Here is a 16,334-nt window from a genome sequence, read left to right on the forward strand (position 1 = left end):
TCGCTTTTAGTCCTCTTGGCGGCCTCTCGGGAGAGGCTGACCGGGCACCCCTCCCGGCGTCGTTGACGACCGGCTCGCGGCTCCGGGCCGGTCCCGGGGATTCGTCGGACGCCCCCCGCCGCCTGTCCGGCTCCGATCCGCCGGACGGGTTCCGGGGCGCGTGTTCGTGTTCCGAGGTGTTCCCGAAGCCCTGGCGTCTTCCGTCCGGTCCGGGCCGGAGCCCGCGGGCCCGGCATGATCCAAACGAAAGGCCCCGGGGCGTGTTTCGAAAGTAGCGTCGTCCGCCCGCAGGGCGGGCCAGACGCCGCCAGGCAGACCTAGCCCCGGACCCCGCACAGATGCAGCAGAGCGGCCACCCGGCGGTACGGGTCCGTCCGCCCGGCCCGGTCCTCCGCGGCCAGTACCTGCTCCAGTTCGGCGGCGGCCGGCAGTTCCACGTCGTTGCCGACGTTGTCCGTGAAGACACGCACCCCGTACCAGGTGTGCAGGGGCGCGGCGATTCCGGCCAGCGTGGCCGTCAGGGCGTCCAGCCGGTCGGCCCGAACCGTGAGGCCCAGCCGGCTGGTGTACGTATCCGTGTCGAAGGCGGACAGCGTGGCGTCCCAGTCCCCGGCGGTCCCGGGCCGCATCGCCAGCGCGTCGGCGTTCCGTACGAGCAGCGAGAGGAGGCCGCCGGGGGCCAGCATCCGCGCCAGTCCGGCCAGCATCGCGTCCGGCTCCCGGACATACATCAGCACGCCGTGGCAGAGCACCACGTCGAAGCTGCCGGGCAGGAAGTGCACCCCGGTGTCCAGGCCGTCGCCCTCGATCAGCCGGACCCGCTCACGGATGCCCGCGGGTTCGCTGCCGAGCGCCTCACGGGCCACCCGCAGCATCTCCGCGTCGGACTCCAGGCCCGTGACGGTGTGACCGGCCCTGGCCAGGCGCAGCGCCTGGGTGCCCTGGCCCATGCCGACGTCGAGGACGCGCAGTCGCTGCCCGACCGGGAAACGGGCGGCTATCTGCTCGTCGAGCTGTCGCGCGACGAGCTCCTGGCGGACGGTGTTGCGCAGTCCGCCGAGCCCTTTCAGCCACATCGGGGTGGCTCCCGTGAATCCGGTGACCAGGGCGGGCGCAGCGCTGTCCGGCAGGTCGGCGGCAGGACCGCCGACCGAGCCGGAGATATCCGTGCTCAGGGCCGCTCTCCGCGCTTGACCTGCGGCTTCGGCAGCCGGAGCCGACGCATCTGAAGCGTGCGCATCAGCCCGTAGGAGACCGCGCCGCGCTTCGGCGTATCGGGGAAGCGCGCGTTCAGCTGCTTCTTCAGGCGGAACGCGAGACCGATCGAGTCGACGACGATCAGCACGATCACGATGAGCCAGAGCAGCAGGGAGATGTTCTGGATGTTCCGCACCTGGATCACGCTGAGGATCAGAATGATCACGGCGAGCGGCAGGAAGAACTCCGCGATACAGAAACGCGAGTCCACGTAGTCGCGGACGAAGCGCCGCACCGGGCCCTTGTCACGGACCGGCAGATAGCGCTCGTCGCCACTGGCGAGCGCCTCGCGCTGCTTGGCCAGGTCCACACGGCGCGCTTCGCGCTGCCGCTTCATGGCCTCCTTGCGGTCGAGCGGCGCACCACTGGAGGCGCGACGGCGCTGCGACTGGGCATCGCTGCGCTTGGGGGTGGGGCGACCTTTGGGGGCCTGCGGGTCGCGGGGCTGCTTGGAGAGGTCCGCCGTCACCTTGCCGGTGGGCGCCTTCTCTTCCTTCGAACGGCTACGGAACACAAGGCCCAAGGGTACGGGTTCGATCGCCGGGACCCCAGGCCGGTCGGGAACGATCCGGCAACGGCCCGCGTCCTCGCCGGTGTCCCCAGGGGTTCCGCACGGACGTCGTCACCGGTTTCCCCGACCACCACCTACTCCCTGGGCCGGAGCGGTGACCGGGCGCAGTCGTCCTTGGGGAGGAGCACATCTGTGCTCGAACAGTGCGGTAATAGAGACAGGGCCCGTACTGTGGGTTCTGTTGGAGTGCTGGAGCTCAGTCCGTCAGAAGGGGGCGCGCGAAGCCCATGAGCGGTGTCATGAAGCGTATGGGGATGATCTTCCGCGCGAAGGCAAACAAGGCCCTTGACCGGGCCGAGGATCCGCGCGAGACCCTCGATTACTCGTACCAGAAGCAGCTGGAGCTGCTTCAGAAGGTGCGCCGCGGGGTCGCCGACGTGGCGACTTCGCGCAAGCGGCTGGAGCTGCAGCTGAATCAGCTGCAGGGTCAGTCGTCCAAGCTGGAGGACCAGGGCCGCAAGGCGCTCGCGCTCGGCCGCGAGGACCTGGCCCGCGAGGCGCTGTCCCGGCGCGCCGCGCTCCAGCAGCAGGTCACCGACCTGGAGACGCAGCACAGCACGCTGCAGGGCGAGGAGGAGAAGCTCACTCTCGCGGCCCAGAGGCTCCAGGCCAAGGTCGATGCCTTCCGGACCAAGAAGGAGACCATCAAGGCCACCTACACCGCTGCCCAGGCGCAGACCCGGATCGGCGAGGCCTTCTCCGGGATCTCCGAGGAGATGGGCGATGTCGGCCTGGCGATCCAGCGGGCCGAGGACAAGACCCAGCAGCTGCAGGCACGGGCCGGCGCGATCGACGAGCTGCTAGCCTCCGGAGCCCTGGACGACCCGACCGGGACGGCGAAGGACGACATCGCCGCCGAGCTGGACCGGATCTCCGGTGGTACGGATGTGGAGCTGGAGCTGCAGCGCATGAAGGCCGAGCTGGCCGGCGGCTCCACCCAGCAGCAGGCGATCGAGGGCGGCCCGCAGGATGCCGCGCAGCAGCAGTCGTCGCAGTCCCCGCACAGGTTCGACAAGAGTTGAGGCGGCGTCATGATCGTACGGATCATGGGGGAGGGCCAGGTCGCACTGGCCGACAGTCACCTCGCCGAGCTCGATGAGCTCGACGACGAACTGCTCGCCGAGGTGGAGCGCGGCGACGGCCCCGGCTTCCGCTCCACCCTCCACGCGCTCCTCGCCAGGGTGCGCGAGCTCGGCACACCCCTGCCGGACGACTCCCTGGAGCCGTCCGGGCTGATCCTGCCGTCGTCCGACGCGACCCTCGAAGAGGTGCGCGCCATGCTCCGGGACGACGGTCTGATCCCCGGCTGACGCCGGGCGTTCTCCAGCCCCCGCACGAGTCCGCGCCCCGTGTCCGGTCCGCCGGACACGGGGCACGGCCGTGTCCGGTCCGATGGACCCGGCCGGCCGCGCCGTCCGGACCGCGCTCCGGACACGGGGCGCCGGCCTGCCGGCCGAACCGCGCTCCGGATGTTCGACGCATTCCGGGTGCCGGGCGTCGCAGGTGCTGCGCCGATCCGTGCGTTCCGCGCCGATGTCTCCGTACGACCGGGACGATTCCCGCGCGACACGCCGTAACGTAGCTTGACGTGACCACCCTCGGAACCGGGGTTCAGCGCGTCCGGCACTGGCTGCGCGACCATCCCCTCGCGCTGGACGCGGCGCTCGCCCTGGCCGTGCTCGTGGCCATGATCATCGGATCGTTCGTCGAGCCGAACGGACCCGACGGACCCACCTTCGGTACCCGTGCGCCCGAAGCGGCCAGTGTGCTCCTGATGGTGCTCGGCGCCGTCGCGCTCATCTGGCGGCGGCGGAACCCCATGCCGGTGCTCGCGGCCACCGCCGCGCTGACCGTCGTCGAGCTGGTGCTGTTCGATCCGCCGGCCCCGGTGGTGATGAGCACCGTGATCGCGCTGTACACCGTCGCCTCCCGCACCGACCGGCCCACCACGTGGCGGGTGGGCCTGCTCACGATGGCCGCGCTGACGGCCGCCGCGATGCTCTTCGGCACGCCGCCCTGGTACAGCCAGGAGAACTTCGGCGTCTTCGCCTGGACCGGTATGGCCGGGGCCGCGGGGGACGCCGTCCGCTCCAGGCGGGCCTTCGTCGACGCGATCCGGGAGCGCGCGGAACGGGCGGAGCGCACCCGCGACGAGGAGGCCCGGCGCCGGGTCGCCGAGGAGCGGCTGCGGATCGCCCGCGATCTGCACGATGTCGTCGCCCACCACATCGCCCTGGTCAACGTCCAGGCCGGGGTCGCCGCCCACGTCATGGACAAGCGCCCCGACCAGGCCAAGGAGGCGCTCGCCCACGTCCGGGAGGCGAGCCGCTCCGCGCTGAACGAACTGCGGGCCACCGTCGGGCTGTTGCGCCAGTCCGGCGACCCGGAGGCGCCGACCGAACCGGCCCCGGGCCTCGCGGTCCTCGACGAGCTGGTGGACACCGTCCGGCGGGCCGGGCTCCCGGTCGAGGTGGCCTGCACCGACCGGCGGCCCCCGCTGCCCGCGGCCGTCGACCTGGCCGCGTACCGGGTGATCCAGGAGGCGCTGACCAATGTGCGCAAGCACGCGGGCCCCGGGGCGAGGGCCGAGGTCAGTGTCGTACGGGTCGGGGCCACGGCCGAGGTGACCGTGATCGACAACGGCTCGGGCGGCGGCGGACACAACGGGGACGGCGGCGGGCACGGCCTCCTCGGCATGCGCGAACGCGTCACCGCGCTCGGTGGCTCCCTCACCGCCGGGCCCCGCTACGGCGGTGGATTCCGGGTCCATGCGATCCTGCCCGTCAAGGCCCGCACGGCAGAGCCGGATGAGCCGGGCGTGGCGGGCCGGACGGGGGAGAACACATGACGCCGCCGATCAAGGTGCTGCTCGTCGACGACCAGGCGCTGCTGCGCAGCGCGTTCCGGGTGCTGGTCGACTCGGAGGCCGACATGGAGGTGGTCGGCGAGGCGGCGGACGGCGCGCAGGCCGTCGCGCTCGCCCGCTCGACCCGGGCCGACGTGGTGCTGATGGACATCCGGATGCCCGGTACGGACGGACTCGCCGCGACCCGCATGATCAGCGCCGATCCGGAACTGGCGGACGTGCGGGTCGTCATGCTCACCACCTTCGAGGTGGACGAGTACGTGGTGCAGTCGCTGCGGGCCGGGGCCTCCGGCTTCCTCGGCAAGGGGGCGGAACCGGAGGAACTGCTCAACGCCATCCGTGTCGCCGCGGGCGGCGAGGCGCTGCTCTCACCGGCCGCGACCAAGGGGCTGATCGCCAGCTTCCTTGCGCAGGGCGGCAGTTCGGACGGCGGCGGACCGAGCGCCGCGGAGTACTCCGACCGGCTCGCCGCGCTCACCGGCCGCGAACGCGAAGTGCTGGTCCTGGTCGCGGGCGGGCACTCCAACGACGAGATCGCCGAGCGGCTCGTGGTCAGCCCCCTCACCGTGAAGACCCATGTGAACAGGGCGATGGCGAAGCTGGGCGCCCGGGACCGGGCTCAATTGGTGGTAATTGCCTATGAATCGGGCCTGGTGCGCCCTCGGGTGGAGTAACGGGTGGAGATACGGCGTACTCCACCTGCGGTATGCGCGGCATAAGAAAGCGACCCTGGGCCGACGCCCGGGCCCTTGCGGGTCGGCGATCGTATAGGTGGGTCGGGTCTGTCCCCCAGCCGCCCGCCCATCTGCCGCGTAAGCCACAGAAGAGAGACCCACCCATGTCCTGGCTGTCCAGATTCAGCCTCGCGCAACGGGCCCTGATCGGACTGATCTCGATCGTCGCGCTCGTATTCGGAGCGATCGCGATCCCGCAGCTCAAGCAGCAGCTGCTGCCCACCATCGAACTCCCGATGGTGTCGGTGCTCGCCCCCTACCAGGGTGCGTCCCCCGATGTGGTCGAGAAGCAGGTCGTCGAACCGCTTGAGAATTCCATCAAGGCCGTCGACGGTGTCACCGGCACCACCTCGACCGCCAGCGAGGGCAACGCCGTCATCATGGCGACCTTCGACTTCGGCAGCGAGGGCACCAAGCAGCTCGTCGCCGACATCCAGCAGGCGGTGAACCGCGCCCGCGCCCAGCTGCCCGACTCCGTGGACCCGCAGGTCGTCGCCGGTTCGACCGACGACATCCCGGCCGTCGTCCTCGCCGTCACCTCCGACAAGGACCAGCAGGCCCTCGCCGACCAGCTGGACCGCACGGTCGTTCCCGCCCTGGAGGACATCAGCGGCGTCGGCCAGGTCTCCGTCGACGGCGTGCAGGACCTCCAGGTCTCCATCACCCCCGACGACAAGAAGCTCGGCGCCGCAGGTCTGAACGCCGCGACGCTCTCCCAGGCGCTCCAGGCGGGCGGCGCCACGGTCCCCGCCGGCTCCTTCTCCGAGTCGGGCAAGAGCCGCACCGTCCAGGTCGGCGGCGCCTTCACCTCCCTGAAGCAGATCGAGGACCTGAGGGTCACCGGCCAGGACCCGGCGACCGGCAGGTCCGGCAAGCCGGTCCGCGTCGGCGACGTGGCCACGGTGAAGCAGGAGCCGTCCAGCGCGGTCTCCATCACCCGCACCAACGGCAAGCCGAGCCTCGCCGTGATGGCCACGATGGACAAGGACGGCAGCGCCGTCGCCATCTCGGACGCGGTCAAGGAAAAGCTGCCCGACCTCCGCAGGGACCTCGGCGCCGGCGCCGAACTGACGGTCGTCTCCGACCAGGGCCCCGCCGTCTCCAAGGCGATCTCCGGTCTGACCACCGAGGGCGCGCTCGGCCTGCTCTTCGCGGTCATCGTGATCCTGGTGTTCCTCGCGTCGCTGCGCTCGACCCTGGTCACCGCGGTCTCCATCCCGCTCTCCGTGGTCCTCGCGCTGATCGTGCTCTGGACCCGTGACCTGTCGCTCAACATGCTCACGCTCGGCGCGCTGACCATCGCGATCGGCCGTGTCGTCGACGACTCGATCGTGGTCCTGGAGAACATCAAGCGTCACCTCGGCTACGGCGAGGAGCGCCAGTCGGCGATCATCACCGCGGTGAAGGAAGTGGCCGGTGCGGTCACCTCCTCGACCCTCACCACGGTCGCCGTCTTCCTGCCGATCGGTCTCGTCGGCGGCATGGTCGGCGAACTGTTCGGCTCGTTCTCGCTGACCGTCACCGCGGCCCTGCTGGCCTCGCTGCTGGTCTCGCTGACCGTCGTGCCCGTCCTGTCGTACTGGTTCCTGCGCGCCCCCGAAGGCAGCACGGAGAACCCGGACGAGGCCCGTCGCAAGGCCGAGGAGAAGGAAGCCCGCAGCCGGCTCCAGCGGCTGTACGTCCCGGTACTGCGCTTCGCGACCCGGCGCCGTGTCACCAGCATCGTCATCGCCGTCGTGGTGCTGCTCGGCACCTTCGGCATGGCCCCGCTGCTGAAGACCAACTTCTTCGACCAGGGCGAGCAGGAGGTCCTCTCCATCAAGCAGGAGCTGGCCCCCGGCACCAGCCTGGCGGCGGCCGACGCGGCGGCCAAGAAGGTCGAGAAGGTCCTCACCGACGACAAGGGCGTCAAGGACTACCAGGTCACCGTCGGCTCCTCCGGCTTCATGGCGGCCTTCGGCGGCGGTACGGGATCCAACCAGGCCTCGTACCAGATCACCCTGAAGGACGCGGGCGACTCCGAAGCCGTGCAGAAGCGCCTGGACACGGAGCTCGGCAAGCTCGACGGCATCGGTGACACCACCATCTCCGCCGGCGGCAGCTTCGGCAGCCAGGACCTCAGCGTCGTGGTCAAGGCCGCCGACGCGGACGTCCTGAAGAAGGCCTCCGAAGAGGTACGGGCCGAGGTGGCCGAGCTCAAGGACGTCACCGACGTCCAGAGCGACCTGGCGCAGAGCGTCCCGCGGATCTCGGTCAAGGCCAACGCCAAGGCCGCGGAGGCCGGTTTCGACCAGGCCACGCTCGGCGCGGCGGTCGCCGGGGCGGTGCGGGGGACCCCGGCCGGCAAGGCGATCATGGACGACACCGAGCGTGACATCGTCATCAGGTCCGCCCACCCGGCGACCACGATGGCCGAGCTGAAGAACCTCCCGCTCGGCCCGGTGAAGCTCGGTCGGATCGCCGACGTCGAACTGGTCCCCGGACCGGTCTCGATGACCCGGATCGACGGCCAGCGCGCCGCGACCATCACGGCCAGGCCCGTCGGTGACAACACCGGCGCGGTCAGCGCCTCGCTCCAGACGAAGATCAACGCGCTGAAGCTCCCGGACGGCGCCACGGCCACCATCGGTGGTGTCTCCGAGGACCAGAGCAACGCGTTCCTGAAGCTCGGCCTGGCCATGCTGGCCGCGATCGCGATCGTCTTCATGCTGCTCGTGGCGACCTTCCGTTCGCTGGTCCAGCCGCTGATCCTGCTGGTCTCCATCCCGTTCGCGGCGACCGGAGCCCTCGGCCTGCTCGTGGTCACCGGCACCCCGATGGGTGTGCCGGCGATGATCGGCATGCTGATGCTGATCGGCATCGTGGTCACCAACGCCATCGTGCTGATCGACCTGATCAACCAGTACCGGACGCAGGGCATGGGTGTCGTCGAGGCAGTCATCGAGGGTGGCCGCCACCGGCTCCGCCCGATCCTGATGACGGCACTCGCGACGATCTTCGCCCTGCTTCCGATGGCGCTCGGCGTCACCGGTGAGGGCGGCTTCATCTCGCAGCCGCTCGCGGTCGTGGTGATCGGCGGCCTGGTCACGTCGACGCTGCTGACCCTGCTGCTCGTGCCGACGCTCTACGCGATGGTCGAGCTCCGCAAGGAGCGCCGCGCGAAGAAGAAGGCGATCAAGCGGGCCAAGAAGGCGGGTCTGTCCGCCCCGGCGCAACCGGAGGAGACCCCCTCCGAGGAGCCCGAGCCCGCGAAGGCCTGACCTGCCCGGTACGACGAGGGGCCTGTTCCACGCACGCGCGTGGGACAGGCCCCTTCGGGTTTCCGCCCGCTGCTTGAACGCCGCGGCCGTGTGAGCGAGGAGACGAACGCGCCCCGGGCCGCGGCCCGGACGACGAGTGCGGGGCGGTGAGCGTCAGGCGGCCCCGTTGAGAGCCCGGACGATCCGGAGCCATGTCTCGCCGTGCGGGTGGGCGTGCCGGACGCCGAGGGCGAGGATCTCCCTCAGCAGCCGGGCACGGGTCTCCTCGGGCGCGTGGGGGAGGAGCGTGGCCAGCTCGTCCGGTTCGATGCCTTCGACGGCCCCGGAGAGCACCATGCCCGCCTGGGCGTGGGTGAGGGAGGACAGCCTGTCGTCGAAGACCTGCCCCTCGACGGCCGCCGCGTGCAGCAGCGCGTTGCCGTCCCCGGCCGCCAACGCCCTTTCCACGTAGGCCTGGAGGGCGTCGCGGTCCTCGACGAGGCGGTACGCGGCGTCCATTCCTTCGGTGCGGGCGACATCGAGGACGGCGACGTGCGCGAGCGGGGTGGCCTCGGACGGCTGGGCGTGGAGGATGCGGGGGTGGTCCTGGAGGAAGGCCCGTGACTCCGCCCAGTCGGCGCAGTCCACCCACTCCGCCAGCTGCTCCGCGAGGATCAGCGGATCGTACGCGGCGGTCACGCCGTGGACGAGGACGGCCTCGCGGAGCGCGGCATGCCGCTGTGCGGTGCCGGGGTCCAGGAGTGCCAGCTCTTCGAGGGCTGTCGCTGTCTCCTCGCGCTTGAGCACTTCGGTATTCCGGGACCAGAAGTCGCGTGACTGCGGCCAGTTGGGCGCGAACATCCAGGAACTGACGAGGTCCAGAGTCTTTGGCGACAGGGTGAGCCAGGCCGGTGCGGGGGCGAAGGTCTCCTCCTCCCACGCAGTGCGTACGGCCTCGGTGTCGCTGAAGGCGCGAAGCGCCCGCCGGGCCCGTACGGTCACGCCGTCCGCGACGCCGTCCGGCGCGGAGTCCCCACCGAGAACGGACACCAGCTCGCGTACGCCGATCGAGGCCTGGGGTTCGGGGCAGTCCAGCAGGAAAACACTCCGCTCGACACCGATACGCCGGGCGGTTGCGGGGTGGGCGGAAGCGAACTCCGCCACGGCCTCGTCGAATTCCCGGATCGCCGACGCGCGGTCGTCGGCGCGGACGAGAGCCTGGGCCAGGTCGGTGAGAGCGGAGACCAGGGCGTTCTCGAAGGCACCGGGGTTCTCCACCGCCAGAGTCCGGTAGACGGCGACCGCTTCCTGCGCCGTGCTCACGGCTCCTTCGGCGTCCTGGTTCCGTCCCAGGTGCCCGCTGAAATTCTGAAGGGCGAGAGCCAGATCAGGAAGGAAGGCGCTGCTCTGTTCGTCGACGAGTCCGCGCAGCAGACGGACGCTTTCCCCGGCCGGCGCCAGGGCATCCTTCAGACTGCCGGTGTCGGCCAGGTTCTGTGCCAGGGTGCCGAGTGAGCCCGCGAGAGCACAGCGGGAGGCGGGCTGCCGTTCGGCGAGTTCACGGTGGAGAACGACAGCTTCCTCGGCGGCTCGCAGCCCCGCCGCAGGATCTCCGGTCCTGTTCAGGTGAGCGGCCAGGTCGGTGAGTGCCGCGGCCAGGTCCTGCCGGAAGACGGCGGGCTGCTGTGCGGCGAGTACGCGACGGATGGAGACGGCTTCCCGCCCCGACGCGAGCGCCCCGGAAACATCGCCCAAGGTCGCGCGATGGTTGCCGAGGTCGTTGAGGGCTGTCGCGAACTCCGGGAGAAAGGCGCTCGGTTCCTCGGCGGCCAGGCGCCGGCAGATGCCGGTTCCTTCCTCGGCGTGGAGCAGGGCCGCCGCAGGTTCACCTGCGGAGGCGAGGTGCATGGCGAGGTTGTTGAGCATCCTGGCCAGGCCCGGGAGGGACGCCGTCGGCCGGTCCTCGGCCACTTCGCGCTGGATGCGTACGGCCTCCCGCGCGAACAGCACCGCTGCCGCCCGGTCTCCCGCGGCGGCCGTCCTGTCGGCCAAGGAGGTCAGGGACCGGGCGAGATCCGGATGAAAGGCGACCGGGTGCTGCGAAGCGAGCTCGGCGTACATGCGCGCGGCCTCCCGCGCGTGGGCCAGCGCACCGTCCGGATCCCCTTCCGTCCCGAGCCGCTCGGAGAAGCGATGCAACGCCTGGGCCAGAAACGGCGCCGCGCCCGCCCCGCCCCGCTCCACCAGCCCCCGCAGCATCCCGATCCCCGGTGCACCCGCCCGCGCCGCGTGCACCGCCAGTCCCCGGACCACGTACGGATCAACAGCGCCCCAGTCGCCGCCCACCGCTCGCCGCTCGACGTGCGCGACGAGCGCGGCCAACGCCACCTCTCCGGCCTCGGCGCGCCCCGGCCCCTCCAGGTCCGCGAGATGTGACACGAACTCGCGGTGGTACAGGCGGTACACCGCCTGCCCGTCCTCGAAGTCCTCGACGATGCGGCGGCCGTAGGCGGACAGCACCCAGTCCACGTCGCTCTCGTCGTACGACACGTCACCGCCGCCCAGCGCTCCGGCGACCTCCTCCCACACACCCCCGGCGGGCATCCCGCGCCCGACCGTCCACGCCAGCGCGGTCAGCAGATCCCGCGCGGCGGACGGCCGTACGGTGCCGTCCGCCAGGACCCGTACGGCCCCCGCCCGCAAGTCCTCCTCGAACGCGGCACCGATGGAGTCCGGCAGACCGTCCGGCCACCGGTCCTCGTCGGCGATACGCCCCCCTGCCGGCAGTGAGTCCGTCACCAGCCGGGCGAACAGGAACCCGCCGCCCACCGCTGTGGCACGCGCCCCGACCGCGTCGCCCGCCTCCCGCGCCCGGTCCTGCGGGACACCGGCCGCCGCGCACCGGCGGAACACGTACTCACCGATGTCCTCCCGCGTGCGCGGCTCCCGCTCAAGGTCCGCCGTGGTGACCCCCGTGCCGATCAGCCGGGCCAGAGCGTCCGGCAGGGTCTCGTTCCCCTGCCCGTCCTCCTCGACACGGCTGCGGAACGCACGGTCGCGGGAGGCGAGCAGGACCGGGTTCGTCCGGCTGAGCGGGAGGACCAGCTCCTCGATCACGGCGCGGAGGTGCTCGGCGGGCACTTCGTCCAGGCCGTCGAGCACCAGCACCGGCCGCGGGGACAGCTCACGGATTTCGTCCCGGAGGTCGTCCGCGTCGCGGGGTTCCGGCAGTCCGAGCTGCCGGGCCAGCTCCGAGGCCGCCTGGAGAGGGCTCAGGCCTCGCAGATGCACGGAGGCGAGGGAGCGGTCGGGGCGGAGGCCGGGGTCCGGGTCGTCCTCGCGCAGGCCCCCGTGTGCCTCGGTCTCCTTGCGCCGCACGGGATCGGAGAGCGTCGCGACCCGGCCCAGCACGGCCGACTTGCCGCAGCCCGCCGGGCCGGTCACCAGGAAGAGCCCGGCCTCGTCCGCCGCCAGCCATGCGGCGATCCGGCCCAGCACCTCCTTCCGGCCCGTGAAGAACCAGCCCTCCTCGCGGTACCCGGCCGCGTCCGCCGGCCGACTGCCGAGAATGCCCGGGTCGACGACCACCATGTCGTCGGCCCGGTTGCGAGACGTCATGTGGCCCCGTACCCCCGTGAATGTGCGCTGCTGCCGTGGATGAAGCAGCGTAGTGACGGAGAGGGCTGTTCGGGTGCCATATGGAGGAAACCAGGCGGCTCGGGACGTTCCGCACCTACCGAGCACGAGGCCCGGTCCACCGACCGTCCAGCGGTGGACCGGGCCTCATGGCCATGCCGCGGGCGGCACCCCTTACGGCAGCGCCAGCATCCGCTCCAGCGCCAGCTTCGCGTACTTCTCCGTCTCCGGGTCGACCTCGATCCGGTTGACCGGGTTCCCCTCGGCCAGCGACTCCAGCGTCCACACCAGGTGCGGAAGGTCGATGCGGTTCATCGTCGAGCAGAAGCACACCGTCTTGTCGAGGAAGACGATCTCCTTGTCCTCGGCCGCGAAGCGGTTCGCCAGGCGCCGCACCAGGTTCAGCTCGGTGCCGATCGCCCACTTGGAGCCGGCCGGGGCCGCTTCCAGGGCCTTGATGATGTACTCCGTCGAGCCGACGTAGTCCGCCGCCGCCACGACCTCGTGCTTGCACTCCGGGTGCACCAGCACATTGACGCCCGGAATGCGCTCGCGCACGTCATTGACGGAGTCGACCGAGAAGCGCCCGTGCACCGAGCAGTGCCCGCGCCACAGGATCATCTTGGCGTTGCGCAGCTCCTCGTCGGTCAGGCCGCCGTTCGGCTTGTGCGGGTTGTAGAGGACGCAGTCCGCCGGCGTCATCCCCATGTCCCGGACCGCGGTGTTCCGGCCGAGGTGCTGGTCGGGCAGGAAGAGCACCTTGCCCGTCGAGGGCTCCCGCTGCTCGAACGCCCACTCCAGCGCCCGCTTCGCGTTGGACGAGGTGCAGATCGTGCCGCCGTGCCGGCCGGTGAAGGCCTTGATGTCGGCGGAGGAGTTCATGTACGAGACGGGGACGACCTGCTCGGCGATTCCGGCCTCGGTCAGTACGTCCCAGCACTCGGCGACCTGCTCGGCGGTGGCCATGTCGGCCATCGAGCAGCCCGCAGCCAGGTCCGGCAGCACGACCTTCTGGTCGTCGGTGGTCAGGATGTCCGCGGACTCGGCCATGAAGTGCACGCCACAGAAGACGATGTACTCGGCCTCCGGGCGCGCCGCCGCGTCCCGGGCGAGCTTGAACGAGTCGCCGGTGACGTCCGCGAACTGGATGACCTCGTCGCGCTGGTAGTGGTGGCCGAGGACGAACACCTTGTCCCCGAGCTTCTCCTTCGCCGCGCGGGCGCGCTCCACGAGGTCCGGGTCGGACGGGGAGGGCAGGTCGCCGGGGCACTCGACGCCGCGCTCGCTCTTCGGGTCGGCCTCCCGGCCGAGCAGGAGCAGGGCGAGGGGCGTCGGCTGGACGTCGAGATCCTGGACGGGGTGGGCCGTGGTCACGTCACGTACCCTTTCTTTGAGCCTTTTCGTCTAATTGACGTTATCTATCATATCCGGTTCACGTCACTTTGACGATGGCCATAGTGTCGATGTGACGCATCCCCGGGAGCGGCCGGTGTGCGAGCATGAATGGAACAGGCAAGCGCTCGGCCCGGAATGAATCCGCGGTCCCGACGGTTGCAACGTCGGCAAGCAGTCTCCGTACAACCCGGGAGAGAAGCAGATGTCCGTATCGGACGAGACCACCACCGTGAGCGACGGCATCCTCCTGTCCGACGCCGCCGCAGCCAAGGTCAAGGGCCTGCTGGAGCAGGAGGGCCGTGACGACCTGGCGCTGCGCGTCGCCGTCCAGCCCGGCGGCTGCTCGGGCCTGCGCTACCAGCTCTTCTTCGACGAGCGTTCGCTCGACGGCGATGTCGTGAAGGACTTCGACGGCGTCAAGGTCGTCACCGACCGGATGAGCGCTCCGTACCTGGGGGGTGCCTCCATCGACTTCGTCGACACCATCGAGAAGCAGGGCTTCACGATCGACAACCCCAACGCCACGGGCTCCTGCGCCTGCGGCGACTCCTTCAGCTGAGCCCTGAAGGCACTCGCGGAACGACACAGAGGCGGCGGCCCCGGAATTCGGGGCCGCCGCCTCTGTGTCGTGTGCAAGGGGCCGGACGTCAGCTGCGGGGCACGTCGCCGCCCGACGCCGCGTCGACCACTGTCCGGTCGCCGAGCGGCGCGTCCAGCGTCACCGTGCGGGTCAGTTCCTTGGCGATCATGACGCAGAGCTTCTTCCCGGCCGGCTTCGCCTCCGCCACCGTCACCCGCACCGCCTTCCCGTCCTCGCTCGCACTCGCCGTGTACGTGCTGCACGCCCCGCCCCAGAACGTCACCGACAGGGTCCGCCCGTCGGCGCTGTACGACAGGATCTGCCGCGAGGCCCTCTCCGTGTCCCCCGGGGGCGGCGTCGTCGCCGACGGCGCTTCCTTCTTCAGGTATGCGGGGTCCACGGCGATCTGCGACACGGTCCGGCCCGTGCCGCCCGTGGCCGGCCGCACCGAGAAGAACCAGGACGGTACGAGCGTCTGCTTGCCCGCCACGTACCGCGCCGTGAGGCCGAACACGGCCTTGTCGACCGTCACGGTCGTCGTCGGCCGCTCCGCCCCGGTCCGCGTTCCGCAATGGATCTGCGGCGATTTCAGGCCGTCCTGCTGCGGCACGCCGTCCTGCAGCGGTACGGGGGTGGCGCACCCACCGATGTCCGCGCCCCCGTCCGTCCGGGACGCCGCCGCGTTCAGCTGCTTCAGCGCCTCGCCCGCGCTGATCACCGGATAGCTGTCGCCCTTCTCCAGGGCCTTCAACTGCCCGCTGCCGCCGACCACTTCGCCGTCCGAACCCACCTGGATCCCGGTCGACCAGCCATGGGTGGGAAGTCCGTCCACCACCGGGTCGGCGTTCACCACCCTTACCGAGCCCATGAGTTGCCGGGTGTCGAGTGCGGCGTCGTCCTGGCCCACCGCCTTCAGGACCGGCGCCGCGGCGGCCCGCGCGGCGCCCTCGCCCACCGGGGGACCACTGTCGCCCGGGATCACCTTCGTGCTCGAACAGGCCGAGACGCCCTCGCAGTTGTCCGTACCGCCGGAGCCGTACCGGGCGAAGCTCCAGGTGCCCGGCGCCTGCTTGTTCACCCGGAGGATCGGGCCGGAGCCGTCCTTGTCGGACCCCACCTTCCACGACGTGCCCTCCGCCCGCGGCGCGCCTTCGAGGCCCAGCGCCTTCGCCAGCCGGGACACCTCCGCAGCGGAGACGGTGCCCTCGGTGCGCCGCACCGCCGCCGTACCCGGCCCCTCGGGAAGCCTGCCGTCGGCGCGATAGACCACCCGGCCGCCGTGCGGGTCGGGCTCGCCCGGCGCGATGCCGGGCGCGGCGCCCGACGAGGACCCGTCGGGCGACGCCGGGCCGCCCGCGTGCTCGTCCAGGGCCAGCAGAGGAGGGGTGCGCCCCCCGTCGGCCGCCCCGCTGCCACCGCTTCGGCCGTCGCCGTCCGCGGCGGTCGCGGCCCAGTACGCGCCACCGCCCCCGGCCAGCAGTACGGCTGCCGCCACCGAGGCCACGGCGAGTGGCGAGCGCCGCCGGGGGCCGGTCACGTCGTTGTCGGGTCGCTCGGTGCTCACCGGATCGCTCCTTCGCCTGCGTTGCCGTCACAGACCGTCACCGGCCTGCCCTCCGTCCCGCGGGTGGGGACAACGGTGGGACGGGGCACGCGGGCGCGCGGTTCCCTCGGGGGCGGGGGGCCGCGACCGGAGCGCCGGGCTCAGTCGCCGTAGTCGGACATGGCGTCGATCAGCCGCGCGGAGGCCGGAGGCACGGTCACCCCGTGAATGCGGGACGGCGCGACCGGAACGGGGGCGGACTTCGCGGGGGCCACCCAGTGCGGAGCCATGCGCGCGCAGTCACCGCGCAGCTCGGCCAGGCTGATCTCGGACTCGCGTGGAGCGTTGTGGTTCGACATACGCGCACCGTAGGCATCACACGCCTCGGGAAGAAAGCCCTACTATCGGGTAGTTTTCCCCCCTTCAGGGCGAGTGCGAGAAACGGGTAGCGTGAACTGTCACGCCGCCCCGGGAACACCGTCACTCGTTCCCCCCGATCTCCACAGGAGCAGT

General features: G+C 71.2%; 12 protein-coding genes. 6 read left to right on the top strand and 6 right to left on the bottom strand.

From position 1 onward, the window contains the following. Positions 1–317: 317 nt before the first annotated feature. Together ACIQCZ_RS21665 and ACIQCZ_RS21670 are read right to left on the bottom strand one after the other, a co-directional pair. Positions 318–1,076: a class I SAM-dependent methyltransferase gene (locus ACIQCZ_RS21665; protein ID WP_402284275.1), complete on the bottom strand. Its 759-nt coding sequence runs from the start codon at positions 1,074–1,076 to the stop codon at positions 318–320. Between the two features lie 95 nt (positions 1,077–1,171). Further along, entirely contained in the window at positions 1,172–1,771 is a 600-nt protein-coding gene (locus ACIQCZ_RS21670) for a DUF3043 domain-containing protein (RefSeq protein ID WP_351083287.1), read from the bottom strand. A 296-nt stretch (positions 1,772–2,067) separates the two neighbouring features. Between ACIQCZ_RS21670 and ACIQCZ_RS21675 the strand changes: the two genes are divergently transcribed. From ACIQCZ_RS21675 to ACIQCZ_RS21695, 5 genes are all read left to right on the top strand, one after another. Further along, positions 2,068–2,850, top strand: a complete 783-nt coding sequence (locus ACIQCZ_RS21675) for a PspA/IM30 family protein (RefSeq protein ID WP_114248945.1) — start codon at positions 2,068–2,070, stop codon at positions 2,848–2,850. Between the two features lie 9 nt (positions 2,851–2,859). Further along, the gene (locus ACIQCZ_RS21680; RefSeq protein WP_351083289.1) at positions 2,860–3,138 is read left to right on the top strand and encodes a hypothetical protein; all 279 of its coding nucleotides are present in this window, start codon (positions 2,860–2,862) and stop codon (positions 3,136–3,138) included. 278 nt (positions 3,139–3,416) lie between these two features. Beyond that, entirely contained in the window at positions 3,417–4,676 is a 1,260-nt protein-coding gene (locus ACIQCZ_RS21685; RefSeq protein ID WP_402284278.1) for a sensor histidine kinase, read from the top strand. Further along, positions 4,673–5,368 (top strand): response regulator, encoded by a 696-nt coding sequence (locus ACIQCZ_RS21690; protein ID WP_376219972.1) that lies wholly within the window; start codon positions 4,673–4,675, stop codon positions 5,366–5,368. Before ACIQCZ_RS21685 ends, ACIQCZ_RS21690 begins: the two co-directional genes overlap by 4 nt. A 164-nt stretch (positions 5,369–5,532) precedes the next feature. Next, positions 5,533–8,688: an efflux RND transporter permease subunit gene (locus tag ACIQCZ_RS21695; protein WP_402284280.1), complete on the top strand. Its 3,156-nt coding sequence runs from the start codon at positions 5,533–5,535 to the stop codon at positions 8,686–8,688. A gap of 153 nt (positions 8,689–8,841) precedes the next feature. Here ACIQCZ_RS21695 and ACIQCZ_RS21700 read toward each other — a convergent pair whose 3' ends face one another. Continuing rightward, positions 8,842–12,285, bottom strand: coding sequence for a hypothetical protein (locus ACIQCZ_RS21700; protein ID WP_402284282.1), 3,444 nt, complete (start codon positions 12,283–12,285; stop codon positions 8,842–8,844). A 192-nt stretch (positions 12,286–12,477) separates the two neighbouring features. Beyond that, positions 12,478–13,677 (bottom strand): quinolinate synthase NadA, encoded by a 1,200-nt coding sequence (nadA, locus tag ACIQCZ_RS21705; RefSeq protein WP_402284283.1) that lies wholly within the window; start codon positions 13,675–13,677, stop codon positions 12,478–12,480. Between the two features lie 223 nt (positions 13,678–13,900). On the opposite strand from nadA, the gene ACIQCZ_RS21710 reads away from it, so the two are divergent. After that, entirely contained in the window at positions 13,901–14,257 is a 357-nt protein-coding gene (locus ACIQCZ_RS21710) for an iron-sulfur cluster assembly accessory protein (protein WP_030933606.1), read from the top strand. Positions 14,258–14,345: 88 nt separating this feature from the next. On the opposite strand, the gene ACIQCZ_RS21715 is transcribed toward ACIQCZ_RS21710, so the two are convergent. Then, on the bottom strand, positions 14,346–15,842 hold the full coding sequence (locus ACIQCZ_RS21715; protein ID WP_402284284.1) for a hypothetical protein: 1,497 nt from the start codon (positions 15,840–15,842) through the stop codon (positions 14,346–14,348). A 140-nt stretch (positions 15,843–15,982) separates the two neighbouring features. Next, on the bottom strand, positions 15,983–16,180 hold the full coding sequence (locus ACIQCZ_RS21720; RefSeq protein WP_376284994.1) for a hypothetical protein: 198 nt from the start codon (positions 16,178–16,180) through the stop codon (positions 15,983–15,985). Positions 16,181–16,334: the final 154 nt, after the last annotated feature.

Source organism: Streptomyces sp. NPDC093149 (genome assembly GCF_044754145.1).
In the GTDB taxonomy this organism is placed as follows: domain Bacteria; phylum Actinomycetota; class Actinomycetes; order Streptomycetales; family Streptomycetaceae; genus Streptomyces.